The following is a 15,251-nucleotide window of genomic DNA, read 5'->3' as shown; positions in this document are numbered from 1 at the left end:
TGCATGCTGATTGTGGTCACTCCAAAAACACGCTTTAGTGTCGAAATTAGAGTTAAATAAATTCAATTGTTTAACCTTTAAGATTTAAATCATGAAGAGTGATTTGGAAATTCAAAAAAATGTAATGGATGAAATTGGGTGGGAGCCATCTTTAAATCCATCTGAAATTGGAGTAGCTGTTAAGAACGGGATTGTAACACTTTCCGGTCAGGTTGACTCTTTCTTTAAAAAACAAACAGCAGAAAGAGCTGCAAAAAGAGTAAAAGGTGTTAAAGCAATAGCTGAAGATATACAGATTGGAGTTTCTCCATCCTACCAGCGTTCTGATGCAGATATCGCTACTGCTGTAGTTAACGCATTGAAATGGCATGCTGCTGTACAGGAGGATAAAATTAAAATAAAAGTTGAAAATGGAATTGTTAAACTGGAAGGAGAAGTGGAGTGGGAATATCAAAGAAAAAATGCTAAAACGGCTATCGAGAATTTAAATGGTGTAACAGCTGTCAATAATTTGATTAATGTTAAACCGAAGCTTATTGCAAGTAATATTGAACATAAAATAAGTGAAGCTTTTCACAGAAATGCATCTATTGACGCTAATAAAATAGTTGTAAATGTTGAGGATAATAAAGTGACATTAACTGGAACTGTACGTTCTTTTACCGAAAAAGATGATGCTGAAAATGCTGCTTGGGCTGCTCCTGGAGTTTTGCATGTCGATAGCAAATTGAGAATAGATGCACCTGAATATGCATTTTATGAGTAAAAAAAGTGAATATACCAGTGGATTTACCTTTAATAGATGTGGAATAATATTTAACTAAAATATAATAATTATGACAACTTTAGTAAAATCAAATGCCTTTCCATCACTGCGGTCAGCGATGGAAGATTTTTTCAATACCGATTTCTTCAATAGGCCGTTTATGAACACAAATTCTCTTCCTGCCGTTAATATTAGAGATGAAGAGAATAGTTACGAACTCGAAATGGCTGCACCGGGTTTTAACAAAGAAGATTTTAAAATTACTTCGGAGGATGGCCTGCTTACCATAAGTGCAGAAACAAGCAGTGAACATAAAGAGGAAAAGAAAAACTATACCAGAAAAGAATTTACAAGTTCTTCTTTTTCTCGAAGTTTTAGCCTTCCAGATAATATCGAGGAAGATAATGTAAAAGCTAGTTACAAGGATGGTTTACTTACGCTTAGCCTAAAGAAATCGTTTAAAGCTTTACACAATAAAAAGGAAATAAGTATTGATTGAATTAGCGGCTGCTCAAAAATCAAAATACTTTGAGCAGCTCTAAACAATTAGTTTACTACCGATCGACTATCCTTGGAATTTCAACACATGGAAACATTATCTAAACTTCCTGCAAGAGCGCTTGAATATTATATCAATGTCCGGCGCTGGAAAACTCACCTGGAATTTTTTAATCTGGAAGTTGTCTTTTTAAACCGTCTGATAAAAGAACATTTCTTGCAATCATCAGGCGAGGACCGGATTAATAGATTAACCGAACTCGGCAGTAAATTATCCATTTTAGTTAACGAAAAACATCATATTATCGGATTATTGGATCAGCAATTAAGAAATCTGGAGTTGCTCGCAGAAGATTTACTTAGTGAAGGGTTGGATGAATTGTCGGAAAAACAAGCTGATTTAGAGTGTCGCATGACCGACCTAATTCATCAGTATCGAGAAGTAAAAAAGGAATTATATAATATAATTGAAGGGATATTGGATGATCGTAAGTTGTCAGTCAATTAAAGTCCATACGTATCTAGAAGAAATCTGTTATGAAAAGATCAAATCAATGTATTTGTCTTCTTTTAGTCCTATGTTGCTGCACTGAAAAATCTGAACATACCTCGCCGGTTGTTAAATCGATTACAGAATCAGTGTATGCTTCAGGGGTTATAAAAAGTACCGGACAATATCAGGTTTTTTCGACGGTCAGCGGCTTGGTTCAGGAGGTATATGTTGAGGAAGGTGATACCGTATTTAAAACATCCCCAATTTTAAAGCTCTTAAGTCAAACAGCCTTACTTAATCAGCAAAGCGCAGTTCTTGACAGACGGTATAATGAAGAAAGAGCCCTGGGTGAATCTTTAAAAGATCTGGAGAATCAAATTGGTATGGCGAAAAGTAAGATGGAAAACGATGTCCTTTTACTGGAAAGGCAAAAAAATATCTGGCAGAATGGTGGAGGATCATTAAATGACCTTGAGCAACGCGAACTAAACAGAAAGAATTCCAACACAGTTTTCAATTCGCTATTGCTAAGATATAAAGATTTAAAGAAACAGCTTAAATATAATCTGGACCGTAGTACAAAGAATTTGGAAATTACCAATGCTGTGGCAAATGAGTACGTAATTAAAAGTGAAATGAAGGGCAGAGTGTATGGGGTGCTCAAAGAAAAGGGAGAATTGGTTACCCCACAAAGTCCTGTAGCGATTATAGGAGACGCACATTCTTTTTTGATGGAGCTGCAGGTAGATGAAAATGACATCACCAGGATCAGATTGGGACAACAGGTACTGATTACTATGGACAGTTATAAGGGGAAGGTATTTAAGGCTACTGTTTCGAAAATTAATCCGCTAATGAATGAGGCTTCACGTTCTTTTACGGTAGAGGCAAGATTTATGGTAAAGCCAGTGGTACTTTATCCCAATTTAACGGTTGAAGCAAACATTATGACGAATATGAAGAAACGTGCTTTGACGATTCCAAGGAATTACCTGATCGATGACCAGTATGTGATGATGGAAGATCATAAAAAGAAAGTAATTGTATGTGGATTGAAAGACTATCAGGAAGTTGAGGTATTGAGTGGACTCACAGTAAATGATGTGATTTTAAAACCATCAGAATGAACTTGAGATTGATCTTTGATATTGCAAAATTATTGCTGCTGGCTCGCTGGCGACAAACTCTGGTAGCCGCCATCGGTGTAACCTTTGGGATTACCATGTTCATCGCTTTGTTAGGTTTTATGAATGGTCTAAACGATCTGCTGGATGGACTTGTATTAAACAGAGTCTCTCACGTGAGACTATATAATGAAATCAAGGCAAACCCTAATCAACCTGTAAATATCGCTTTTAAAGATAAAAAACTACATAATTTCATTTCATCAGTAAAAGCAGGTCAGATCAGGGAAGATATTTATAACAATGCTGCGATTATAAAGAAGGTGGAAAGCGACCAACGCGTACTTGGCGTTGCGCCAAGGATAACCACGCAGGTTTTTTTTAATTCAGGAACAATTAATATTTCGGGTGTTATCAACGGAATTGATGCGGCTACAGAGATTCGATTGTTTCATTTCAGCGATTATGTAATCAATGGAGATCCGATGAATCTTATGCACAGTACTAATACGATTGTTTTAGGAAAAGGACTTGCAGACCAGTTACTTGTTGAGATAGGGGATATAGTACAGGTGACCACACCGGCAGGCAACCGTTTTCCTTTGAAAGTCATCGGTTTTTTTCAATCAGGTTTGAATGACGTTGATAAAATTCAGAGTTATGCTGCTATAGCTACGGTTCAGAAACTAATGGCTAAAGCAGGCAATTATATCACAGATATTCAAATTAAATTAAAGGATATTGATCAGGCTCCCCAGGTTGCGAAAGAATATGCAGGCATTTTTCATGTTGACGGAGAAGATATCCAGACGGCAAATTCCCAATATGAAACCGGAAGTTTTATACGTAGTTTAATTTCGTATGCAGTGGGCGTTACTTTATTAATTGTAGCTGGATTTGGTATCTACAATATTTTGAATATGATGATTTATGAAAAAATGGATACCATTGCGATCCTTAAGGCAGTGGGTTTTTCTGGTAAAGATGTGAACAGGATTTTTTTGATCATTGCACTTACCATTGGTATTAGCGGAGGCTTTGCTGGCCTGTTGTTTGGATTTTTATTGTCTTTGATTATTGACCAGATTCCATTTCGCACAAGTGCCCTGCCTACTATTACCACCTATCCGGTTAACTATAGTTTGGTATTTTATGTTATAGGCGCTTGCTTTTCTCTGGTCACTACTTATTTCGCAGGTTGGTTTCCTGCCAGAAAAGCCAGTAAAGTTGATCCTGTTGTCATCATTAGGGGGAAATGATCATGGAAAACTTGATTCTGGAATGCAGGGATATCAATAAGAGCTTTTACGACCCCGTAGAGATTAATGTGCTTAAGCATATTTCTTTTAAGGTTAATCAGGGGGAATTTATTTCCATTGTAGGCAAATCAGGATGCGGAAAATCAACCTTGCTGTACATCATTTCCACAATGGACACGGATTATCAGGGTGATTTATTGATCAATAATCAATTGCTTACCCATCAAGATGAAACTACCCTTGCAAATATTAGGAATCAGAAAATTGGTTTTGTGTTTCAATTTCATTACCTGATCAATGAGTTTTCGGTATTGAGGAATGTAATGTTGCCGGCATTGAAATTAGCAAAATTCAGTAAACAGGAAATTGAATTCAGGGCTATGGAAAAGCTTAAGCTTGTTGGGGTCGATCATCTTGCGAGCAAAAAAGCCAACTTATTATCTGGTGGCGAAAAACAACGTGTTGCCATTGCAAGAGCTTTGATTAATGATCCTGCAATAATTATGGGCGATGAACCTACAGGAAACCTGGATAGCAAGAACGCTCAGCTCGTATTTGAGATTTTTAAAGAACTTGCCGAATCATTTCATCAAACATTATTGATTGTAACCCACAATCAAACCTTTGCGGATAACTCTGGGAGAATCATCGAAATAGATGATGGGCGTATCGTGAATTAGATAAATCTGTAATGTATTTGTACTGCATTTTCTGATAGTATTTATCTAGGTAAATTATGAAATAGGTTTATTACATTGGTTGTTGTATCCATAACCAGCAAACTATAATGAAATTAAATGGAATAGAAGGCTTGAATCAACAACAGGTTGATGAATCCAGATTGAAATACGGTGCAAATACATTTGAATATAAGGTCGAAAATAGTGTGCTGAAAATCATTAAATCACTGTTTGCTGAACCTATGATTATACTATTGTTTGTAGCCTCTTCCATATATTTTATCAATGGTAGCTATGGTGATGGAATCTTTATGGCCGCGGCTATTGGTTTAATTTCTGCCATTTCATTGTATCAGGACTCCAGGAGTAAGAATGCTTTGGCTCAATTAAAAACACTGACGGCACCTAACTGTAAAGTGATTAGAGACGGAGAAACAGTATTAATTGAAAGTAGGCAGCTTGTTATTGGGGACATTTTAGTAGTAGATGAAGGAACATATATTGCTGCGGATGGATTGATTGTTCAGTCTAATGATTTTTCAGTAAATGAGTCAATATTAACGGGTGAATCTTTAGCCGTCTATAAAGACCGAAGTCAGGCAGATAATAAAGTCTACTCTGGTACTACTGTCGCCAGTGGTTTAGCCATTGTGACAGTTACTGCTATTGGAAATGAAACGAAGTTGGGGAAGATCGGGAAAAGTCTTGATAATATCAGTGAAGAGAAAACGCCGCTGGAATTGCAGATAAATAACTTCGTTAAAAAAATGGTCTTGGTAGGTAGTAGCATTTTTTTGATTGTCTGGGCAATAAATTACTATCGTTCTGGTGGTGTATTGAATAGTTTAATGAAAGCGCTTACCATTGCAATGAGTATTTTACCTGAAGAGATACCTGTTGCTTTTACTACATTTATGGCACTTGGTGCATGGAGATTAACGAAAATGGGGGTCGTGGTTAAACAGATGAAAACGGTTGAAACGCTAGGTAGTGCTACCGTAATCTGTACAGACAAGACAGGAACCATTACCCAGAACAAAATGACACTTGTTAAATTGTTTGACATAGAACAGCATCGTATAGCTAATCCGGAGGATGAGCTTGTAGAATCGGAAAAAATGCTAATCAGAACGGCAATGTGGGCAAGTGAGCCTATCCCATTTGATCCAATGGAATTGTCCCTCCATGATGCATATAAGGAAATATTTACTAAGGATGAAAGGTCTGGGTATAAAATGAGACATGAGTATCCGTTAGAAGGTAAGCCACCAATGATGACTCATATCTTTCAAAATGATGTTGGGGAACGCATTATTGCAGCAAAAGGGGCACCTGAAGCATTATTAAATGTATCCAATTTAAGTGCTGAGGAAAGAAACACAGTGGAAGAGGCTGTTAAATCACTTGCAAATAATGGGTATCGTATATTGGGAGTGGGGGAGAGTTCATTTGCCGGAGATAATTTTCCGACAAAGCAACAGGATTTCAATTTTACTTTTAAAGGATTAATCGCTTTTTACGATCCGCCGAAGCATAATATTAGTTCCGTTTTTAATAATTTTTATGCCGCGGGAATTGATGTAAAGATTATAACAGGGGATAATTCAGCTACTACTTGTGCTATTGCACGACAAGTGGGGTTTCGTAAAGCTGAGAGTAGTATTGATGGAGAAGAATTGATGAAATTTTCCGATGCTGAATTAAGGCAAAAGGTAACTGATACTTCTATTTTTACCCGGATGTTTCCTGAAGCCAAACTTAAAATCATTAATGCATTAAAGGCAAACAAAGAAATCGTCGCCATGACGGGCGATGGTGTGAATGACGGCCCAGCGTTAAAAGCGGCGCACATAGGTATTGCAATGGGGAAAAAAGGAACCGAAATTGCTAAGCAGGCAGCGTCATTGATACTTGTAGATGATGATCTGGAAAAAATGGTCACTGCGGTGGCGATGGGAAGAAGAATCTATGCAAATCTTAAAAAGGCTATTCAATATATTATATCTATCCACATACCTATTATTCTTATCGTATTTATTCCTTTAGTTTTAGGCTGGACATATCCGAATATATTTTTTCCTGTACATGTGATATTTTTGGAATTGATTATGGGGCCTACTTGTTCTATCATTTATGAGAATGAACCAATTGAGAAAAATACAATGCAGCAAAAACCCAGGCCATTCAGCAACACTTTCTTCCAATGGAGAGAACTAATTACAAGTGTTTTACAAGGAATAGTAATTGCTATTGCATGTCTAGCGGTTTACAGATATGCAGTACACTTAAATTACAATGAGAATACCACCAGAACCATGGTGTTTACCGTATTGATCACTGCAAATATATTTTTAACTCTGGTAAACCGGTCATTTTTTTATAGCATCGTTACTACATTAAATTATAAAAATAATTTAGTGTTGGGCATTATTGCTCTAACGATTGTGATTTCAACCTCATTAATTTATAACAGATGGTTATCTGTTTTTTTTGATTTTGAGACGCTTAACTTATTTCAGTTAGGGGTTGGGATAGCCGCTGGGTTTTTAAGTGTAATGTGGTACGAATTGGTTAAATGGAGAAAGAGGAATAAATATCATGACGGTCATCACGTTAACTGCTGATAATCATCATGATGTATGTTATCTTGATAGCTTAAATTTGATTAAATATAAGCTGTCATGGAAAAGTATATTAAAAGTTTCAATGAAATTGGTATAAATGACCTGGCCTCAGTGGGGGGTAAAAATGCATCCCTTGGCGAAATGTTTACCAAATTAACACCTTTAGGTGTGCTAATTCCTAAAGGCTTTGCAATCACAGTTGATGCATTCAAGGACTTTATTGCATGCAATGACCTGGAAGACAAAATTGGTGTTTTGATGAAAAGTCTTGATAAGATCAATTACCATAATCTCCAGACAATTGGTAAACATGTTAGAACGCTGATTATGGCGGGGCGTTTACCTGCTGATCTTTGCCTTGAGATTTCTACCGCATATGAATTGATGTTTGATGATGGAATGCAAGAAGTGGCTGTACGCAGTAGTGCAACCGCTGAGGATTTGCCCGATGCAAGTTTTGCGGGGCAGCATGATTCCTTTTTAAATGTTAAAGGAAGCTTCAATTTGCTTTTCGCAGTTAGAAAGTGTTTCGCCTCCCTTTATACAGATCGTGCAATTAAGTACAGAGAAGACAAAGGTTTTAAGCATGACAAAGTTTTCCTTTCAATAGGTGTACAGGAAATGATCCGTTCTGACATAGGATGTTCAGGGGTGGGTTTTACACTTGAACCAGAATCTGGATTTACTAATTTGGTCCATATTGCCGGGGTTTGGGGACTTGGTGAGAACATTGTCAAGGGATCGGTAACTCCAGATGAATTCTTGGTATTTAAACCTACACTAGAAAAAGGATTCAAATCCGTTATACAAAAGAATCTGGGTGCCAAAAATAAAATGATGGTATATGCAGAACTGGATGATTTCGTAAATGAAGTGGTTAACAAAGATACGCCTATCGAAATGTGTAATCGTTACGTATTGGAGGATAATGAAATTGAAAAACTTGCACGGTGGGCCCTGATTATAGAGCGTCATTACGGCAGACCAATGGACTTTGAGTGGGCAAAGGATGGTGTAGGCAATCAGATTTATATTATTCAGGCGCGACCGGAAACTATCCATAACAGAACAGGAATACCTCAGCTGATCAGCTATCAGTTGAAAGAGAAAGGTATTGAACTAAGTAAAGGAGAGGCAATTGGTAGTAAGATTATTAGTGGTTGTGCAAGGCTTCTTAGGTCTCCTTCTGAATCAGGTAAGTTAAAACCAAGTGATATTCTTGTAACTGATACTACTAGTCCCGATTGGGATCCGATATTAAAAAGTGTAATGGGCGTAATAACTAATAGAGGAGGACGAACAAGCCATGCCGCAATTATTGCAAGAGAACTAGGCGCAGCGGCAATAGTTGGAACCGAGAAAGCAACCGAGCAGATTTTAGATGGAGAAATGGTGACCATAGACTGTTCGCAAGGCAAAACCGGATATGTATTAAAAGGAGAATTGAAATGGAGTAAAACAGTTACGGATCTTGTAGGTTTCGAACTACCGGATATGCCTAAAGCCCAACTCATACTGGCAGATCCGGATAAGAGTTTTGCACTTTCATTTTATCCGAATCATGGAGTTGGCCTGCTCAGAATGGAATTTTTAATAAGTAACTGGATTCAGGTACATCCTATGGCACTTTTGAAATATGAACAAGTAAGCAGAGATGAGGATAAAGTTAAAATTGAAAAATTAACTCAAAATTATCCGGATAAATCTATGTTTTTTATTGATAAGCTTTCACAGGGGGTTGCCATGATTGCTGCGGCTTTTTACCCAAAAGAAGTTATTGTACGGATGAGTGACTTTAAATCGAATGAATATGCAGGGCTAATCGCGGGGCATGATTTTGAACTAAAAGAGGAGAATCCAATGATTGGATTCAGAGGAGCATCCAGGTATAATCATGATCGATATAGAGCAGGGTTTCAATTGGAATGCGAGGCTATGAAAGTTGTCAGAAACGAAATGGGGTTTACAAATGTGAAGCTTATGATCCCTTTTTGCCGGACTGTTAAAGAGGGTGAAAAAGTGATTGAGCTCATGAAAGAATTTGGGCTGAAACAGGGTGAAAATGGTCTTGAAATTTTTGTAATGGCAGAAATACCGAGTAATGTTCTCTTGGCAGAAGATTTTGCTGGATTATTTGATGGTTTTTCTATTGGTTCAAATGACCTTACCCAATTAACGCTGGGTGTGGATCGTGATTCTGCCCTTGTAGCAGACTTGTTTGATGAAGAAAATTCGGCCAGTAAATTATTGATTGTTGAAATGATTCGAAAAGCTAAATCACTGAATAAGAAAGTAGGGCTTTGTGGTCAAGCACCAAGTGATTCTGAATCCTTTACAAGATTGCTGGTTGAAAACGGTATTGATAGTATTGCCTTTAACGCTGATTCGATAATCAAAGGGATTACAACAATTAATAGTGTTTTAAAAGTAAATTCTTGATTTTATCAGTACTGATTTTAAATGTACTACAGGTCATATATGTAATAAATTAATAGGGAGATCGCTGCTGAAGCCATAATTAAAAATGTTGCCCATAATAATATTTTGGATAACAATTTACTTTTGTATTCTCCCATGATGCGATCACTTGTAGCAATCTTTATGATTAAATAAAGCAGAGGAACTGCCGCAATTCCATTCATTACAGCTGTATAGATCAGCGCCTTTACTGGATCAACCCCAATGAAGTTTAAAATTAGACCAATGAGTGTGGAAATAATAATAATGGTATAGAATCCCCAGGCCTTATTTAATTTAAGATTAAGGCTTGCTTTCCAATTGAAAGCCTCTGCCACTGCGTATGCAGCAGAACCCGATAATACAGGCACAGCCAGTAAACCGAGTCCAATTATTCCAATAGAAAATATCAGTTTGGCGAGGTAGCCGGAATGTGGAAAGGAATGAACAAGCGGTTCTAACGCTTTTGCAGCATCGGCAGCATTTTTAATGTCGTGAACGCCATTTTGATGTAAAACTGTGGCTGCTACCAAAAGAATGCACCAGGTTGTAAATTCTGAAATAATCATGCCAGCCGTATTGTCTTTTCGCATCGCGTGAATCTCAGGCCAGCCGACAGAGAGCTTACCATTTTTTATAAAACCATTTTCGCGATCTTCTTCGACTTCCTGGGAAGCTTCCCAAAAAAACATGTAAGGTGTTATGGTCGTACCAAATACCCCAGTGATGATAAATAGAAACGCAAAGTTGAATTCTATGTGAGGGGTAATTGTAGCTTTAATTACAGTAACCCATGGCTGATCTATCATGAAAACAGTAACAGGATAAGCCATTAATGCTAAAGCAAGCCATTTTAGTAAATGCGAATAGACCCGATAGCTGGTAAAAATTTCCAGCAAAAGAATGGTTGTAGTAAATAGAAGTGTAAGGGCAATAAAGGGGAGTGGTATAATGAGTTGAGCGGCTGCGGCCATAGCACCAATGTCTGCACCAATATTTAAAGTATTAGCGACCACTACTAGTCCGACGACAAAATACAGTACCGGACGGCTATAATTTTCTTTTACAACAGCAGTAATTCCTTTACCTGTAACCAAGCCAATGCGTGCACAAGACTCCTGGACAGCTGTCATAAAAGGAAGCATGTACAGTGCCGTCCATAACTGTCCGTAGCCAAATTGGGCTCCGGTTTGAGCATAAGTAGCTATTCCAGAAGGATCATCATCTGCTGCACCAGTTGTTAATCCCGGACCAAGTAAACTTAGCCATTTCCATTTTTTCTTGTTTTTGATGTTATGTTTTTTTTGGGGCATACAATCAATTCAAACTGGTGTGTTATCTATTTTAGATAGGAATAGGTTGAAATCTACGACGAGTTCATAATTTCAAAAATTCAAATAGCTTATAAATCAATATAGATGGCCAGAATACAGCCTTAAATATACCGAGTACTCCTAACCAAAAACTTGTGGCGTGTTGTATAAAATAAATGAGTGCTCCTAGAAATGCGAGACCATAAATAGCTGAGGATTGCGCAGGTATTTTTCCTGAGATGTTACTTTTCATGTCTTTTTGTTATTTGTAAGATCTTGGAGTTTTAAGACCAATGATCCAAAATGTTTATTGTTAGTTTTGCTATTTCTTCTAATGCTTCATTTGTTAAAAATGCCTGATGGGGACTAATAAGTACATTTGAATAGCTCATAAGTTCAGAAAGGAAGGCGTCTCTAATCCCGTCGGCTTCATGATCTTCGAAAAACAAGCCCTTTTCATATTCATAAACATCAAGGCCTAAATAACCAATTTTTCCATTTTTTAAAGAATTTAATGCAGCAGTAGTTTTGATAATATCTCCACGGGCTGTGTTGATGATCATTACACCATCTTTCATTTTCAACAGACTTTCCTCATTGATGAGGTGTTTTGTTTCTGGGGTAAGGGGGGTATGGATTGAGATAATATCTGATTTTTGATAAATTGTATCCAGATCAACAAATTCAACATCCTTTATATTTTTTTGTTGAATATCGTAGCCTAATATTTTACACCCTAACCCCTGAAATATTAACGCCGTAGCTTTTCCAATATGTCCAAGTCCAATCAATCCAACTGTTTTTCCGTAGAAATTAAAACCGGTTAAGTGATCAAGGGAAAAGTTAAACTCGCGGCATTGTCGGTCTGCAAGGATTAAATGACGACTTAATGCAAGGGCTAATGCTACTGTATGTTCAGCAATGGCTTGTGGAGAATAAACGGGTATATTGGCTACTTGAATTTTGTTTTTTCTTGCTGTTTCCTGATCAATATGGTCTGTACCGACAGATCGGGTAACAATATATTTTACACCTAGAGCCGATAGTTTGACGATAACTGATGCAGTGACTTCATCACTGGTAAAGACAGCGACAGCATCCATTTCTTTTGCATCAGTTACAGTCTGTATATTTAATGCCTTGGAAACGAAAGTTAGGTCATGTTTTCTTTCATTTGCTTTTATTAACAGATTCTTCTCTGCCAATTTTGTGCTGTAAAAAATTACTTTCATGTCTTTGTAATTTTAGGCTGTTAAACTATGATTTCATGAGCGTTTAATTGATTAAAATTAGTTTATTCATTTCATCCTGATCGTGATGACGATCACGATTATGGCTGATTTGTTACATTTTCTAAAGCTATAATATCATATAAATGTTCTACATCATTTAAATGACAAAGTTCGGTTCCTTGATTCATCGTTGCTGCGGTGCCGCAAGCTACACCATATCGCGTGGATTCCGTTATAGTTTTACCGTTGGAAAGACTATGAATAATGCCAGCAAGCATACTGTCACCGGCACCAACAGTACTTTGGACATTAACTTTAGGGGGAGTAATTCGCAAAGTAATGTCTTTTGTTGTAAGCATAGCACCGGCTGCTCCAAGAGAAGTAATGACTATCTCACAATGATATTTGCTTATGATTTCTTGTGAGATTTTTTCGACCTGATTGGGGCTGATTATATCTTTTCCAACCAGGGACGCCAATTCTTTTAGATTTGGTTTAATTAGGTAGGTTCCAGCTTCAATGGCGAATTTTAAAGCATCTCCGGAAGTATCAACTATAAGCTTTGCATTTTTCAGGTGAGCAATAGCGGCAATTTTTATAAATATGTCTTTAGGTATTCCCGGAGATAGACTGCCACTAATAACTATATACTTTACATCGTGTATTTTCATTAATGCAGAAACACAATTTATACATTCTTTTTCACTGACTTGATGTCCGGGCATTCCAAAACGGAATTGCTTATTTGTTGAAAGTTCTTTTACGACCAGGTTTTCCCGGGTTAATCCGATCGTATGTATGGGAATATTGGTTATTTTTTCATTTGTCAAAAGGTCGGTAAAGAATTTTCCGCTATAGCCTCCTTCCAGATAAATGGCAATTGCGTTTCCACCAAGTTTTTTTATAGCTCTGGCAACGTTAATGCCACCACCACCTGGTTCGTATGTAGGTGTGCTGCAGTGTAACTTCTTTTCCGGAATTAATAATGGGATTGTTGTACTTTTATCAATGGCCGGATTAAATGTTATGGTAACTATATTTGTCATCTGTTAAAATTTTATACCATTTTTCTTCAGTTCATTTTGTAGCTGCAGGGGTATAGGCCGGCATTCACAATGTTTTGAATGTGCTAAATGCCATGCGACTCTTTGTTGTAAAGTTGCGTTTTTAGGCATGGGATTTTTATGATGCCATTCTTTATTGATTTTCATTGGAATACAATTACTATTGAGCTTTGGTATGGGTAAATTTCAGCCTTATTCCGCATAACTGGTATGATGTACAGCATGCGGATTTGTGTTTTTGGTCACTCCGTATTGTGTTGTATATCATTTGTTTGCCGGATAAATAATTGCAATTTTAAATAGTTTAATTGAAATTGAAATGAATGAGGTAATCCTACAATCTCTTGGCGCTGCAGAGACAGTGACAGGTTCGAAACACTTGTTAAAAACCCCGGAACTCAACATCCTAATCGATTGTGGCTTGTTTCAGGGAATTAAATCTTTACGTGAACAGAATTGGCAGTCTTTAGGCATTTCCCCTAATGAAATTGATCTGATCATTTTAACGCATGCCCATCTTGATCATTGTGGTTATATTCCATTACTGGTGAAAAAGGGATTTAAGGGGTCGATTTATATGACACGTCCAACTAGTGAATTAGCGGAACTTATATTGCTGGACAGTGCCAAACTTCAAGAGGAGGATGCAGAGAATGCCAATAAGCACAAATATACCAAGCACCATCCGGCTAAGCCCCTTTACACTTCTGAAGATGCAATAGCTTCTTTTAAGTACTTTAAGCCGCAGGAATGCAATGTGCTTATTCGTTTAAGTGATCACATTCATTTTCGTTTCAAAACCTGTGGTCATATATTAGGAGCCTGTTCCGTTGAATTGACCTGCTTTGAAAAAATAATTATCTTTTCCGGTGACATTGGTAGGCCACATAGTGTTATTCTCCCTGCTCCTGATTATTTTACAGCGGCGGATTATGTAATTATGGAATCCACTTATGGTGATAGGTTGCATGGTGATCATAATTATTACGATGAACTGGCTGAAATGATCAATAAAACTATAGCGCAAAGAGGAAATGTGCTGATTCCCAGTTTTGCAGTAGGTAGGGCCCAGGAATTAATTTATGTGTTGAACTTTTTAAAAGAACAAAGAATGATCCCTTTTGATCTTCCAATTATTATGGATAGTCCAATGGCTGCTAGTGCTACTCGAATTTCTTTACGTTATGCCGATGAATACATGAGTATAAGTAACGAGAAGTTTATGGAAATGAATCGTCATGTTACTATTAATCAGGATTACAACAATACGCTTGGCTTTATCAAAGATAAACACAGTAAGATTGTAATCGCGGCCAGTGGTATGCTTTCCGGAGGGCGCGTTTTGGAATATTTGAAACATTATGTTGGGGACAGCAGAAATACAGTACTTATTATTGGCTTTCAGGCAGAAGGTACCAGGGGCAGGGCGTTGATTAATAAGTCACATGAGGTTAAAATTCATGGCAAATATTATGCGGTTAATGCGAAGGTATCAGAAATAGAGGGCTTATCTGCTCATGCCGACCAGCGGGAATTGATGAACTGGATCAGGAAATTCGAAAAACCTCCAAAACAAATACTCCTTGTGCATGGAGAACCTTGTGCTCAGGAAGCCTTGCGTGTTAAAATTCAGACTGAATTAGCCCTTCCAGTCAAAATTATGAAACAGAATCAGGACGTCCTGTTATTCACTTGTGACAATTATGTTGTAACTCCTGTTTAATTAAGTTGATTGGGAAAG

12 protein-coding genes are annotated in these 15,251 nt (G+C 37.3%); 9 read left to right on the top strand and 3 right to left on the bottom strand.

What is annotated here, in order from left to right; genetic code table 11:
• Positions 1-91: 91 nt before the first annotated feature.
• From R2Q84_RS19395 to ppsA, 8 genes are all read left to right on the top strand, one after another.
• Positions 92-766, top strand: coding sequence for a BON domain-containing protein (locus tag R2Q84_RS19395; RefSeq protein ID WP_316818253.1), 675 nt, complete (start codon positions 92-94; stop codon positions 764-766).
• A gap of 70 nt (positions 767-836) precedes the next feature.
• On the top strand, positions 837-1,265 hold the full coding sequence (locus R2Q84_RS19390) for an Hsp20/alpha crystallin family protein (RefSeq protein ID WP_316818252.1): 429 nt from the start codon (positions 837-839) through the stop codon (positions 1,263-1,265).
• 87 nt (positions 1,266-1,352) lie between these two features.
• A complete protein-coding gene (locus R2Q84_RS19385; RefSeq protein WP_316818251.1) occupies positions 1,353-1,772 on the top strand; it encodes a hypothetical protein in 420 nt (139 codons plus the stop codon).
• 29 nt (positions 1,773-1,801) lie between these two features.
• The gene (locus tag R2Q84_RS19380) at positions 1,802-2,884 is read left to right on the top strand and encodes an efflux RND transporter periplasmic adaptor subunit (RefSeq protein WP_316818250.1); all 1,083 of its coding nucleotides are present in this window, start codon (positions 1,802-1,804) and stop codon (positions 2,882-2,884) included.
• The gene (locus R2Q84_RS19375; protein ID WP_316818249.1) at positions 2,881-4,140 is read left to right on the top strand and encodes an ABC transporter permease; all 1,260 of its coding nucleotides are present in this window, start codon (positions 2,881-2,883) and stop codon (positions 4,138-4,140) included. Before R2Q84_RS19380 ends, R2Q84_RS19375 begins: the two co-directional genes overlap by 4 nt.
• Positions 4,141-4,142: 2 nt before the next feature.
• Positions 4,143-4,820: an ABC transporter ATP-binding protein gene (locus tag R2Q84_RS19370; RefSeq protein ID WP_316818248.1), complete on the top strand. Its 678-nt coding sequence runs from the start codon at positions 4,143-4,145 to the stop codon at positions 4,818-4,820.
• Positions 4,821-4,927: 107 nt separating this feature from the next.
• The gene (locus R2Q84_RS19365) at positions 4,928-7,444 is read left to right on the top strand and encodes a cation-translocating P-type ATPase (protein ID WP_316818247.1); all 2,517 of its coding nucleotides are present in this window, start codon (positions 4,928-4,930) and stop codon (positions 7,442-7,444) included.
• Positions 7,445-7,501: 57 nt separating this feature from the next.
• A complete protein-coding gene (ppsA, locus tag R2Q84_RS19360; protein ID WP_316818246.1) occupies positions 7,502-9,883 on the top strand; it encodes a phosphoenolpyruvate synthase in 2,382 nt (793 codons plus the stop codon).
• Between the two features lie 26 nt (positions 9,884-9,909).
• Here ppsA and R2Q84_RS19355 read toward each other — a convergent pair whose 3' ends face one another.
• The 3 genes from R2Q84_RS19355 to R2Q84_RS19345 form a co-directional block, all read right to left on the bottom strand.
• A complete protein-coding gene (locus R2Q84_RS19355; protein ID WP_316818245.1) occupies positions 9,910-11,214 on the bottom strand; it encodes a divalent metal cation transporter in 1,305 nt (434 codons plus the stop codon).
• Positions 11,215-11,498: 284 nt separating this feature from the next.
• A complete protein-coding gene (locus R2Q84_RS19350; protein ID WP_316818244.1) occupies positions 11,499-12,446 on the bottom strand; it encodes a 2-hydroxyacid dehydrogenase in 948 nt (315 codons plus the stop codon).
• 98 nt (positions 12,447-12,544) lie between these two features.
• Positions 12,545-13,492, bottom strand: a complete 948-nt coding sequence (locus R2Q84_RS19345) for a 1-phosphofructokinase family hexose kinase (protein ID WP_316818243.1) — start codon at positions 13,490-13,492, stop codon at positions 12,545-12,547.
• 337 nt (positions 13,493-13,829) lie between these two features.
• Between R2Q84_RS19345 and R2Q84_RS19340 the strand changes: the two genes are divergently transcribed.
• On the top strand, positions 13,830-15,233 hold the full coding sequence (locus tag R2Q84_RS19340; RefSeq protein ID WP_316818242.1) for an MBL fold metallo-hydrolase: 1,404 nt from the start codon (positions 13,830-13,832) through the stop codon (positions 15,231-15,233).
• Positions 15,234-15,251 lie beyond the last annotated feature (18 nt).

This window comes from Pedobacter nyackensis, assembly GCF_032678475.1.
GTDB classification, from domain to species: Bacteria; Bacteroidota; Bacteroidia; order Sphingobacteriales; family Sphingobacteriaceae; genus Pedobacter; species Pedobacter nyackensis_A.
Note: the sequence above shows the minus strand (reverse complement) of the source record. Positions and strands in the feature narration are given on the sequence as shown.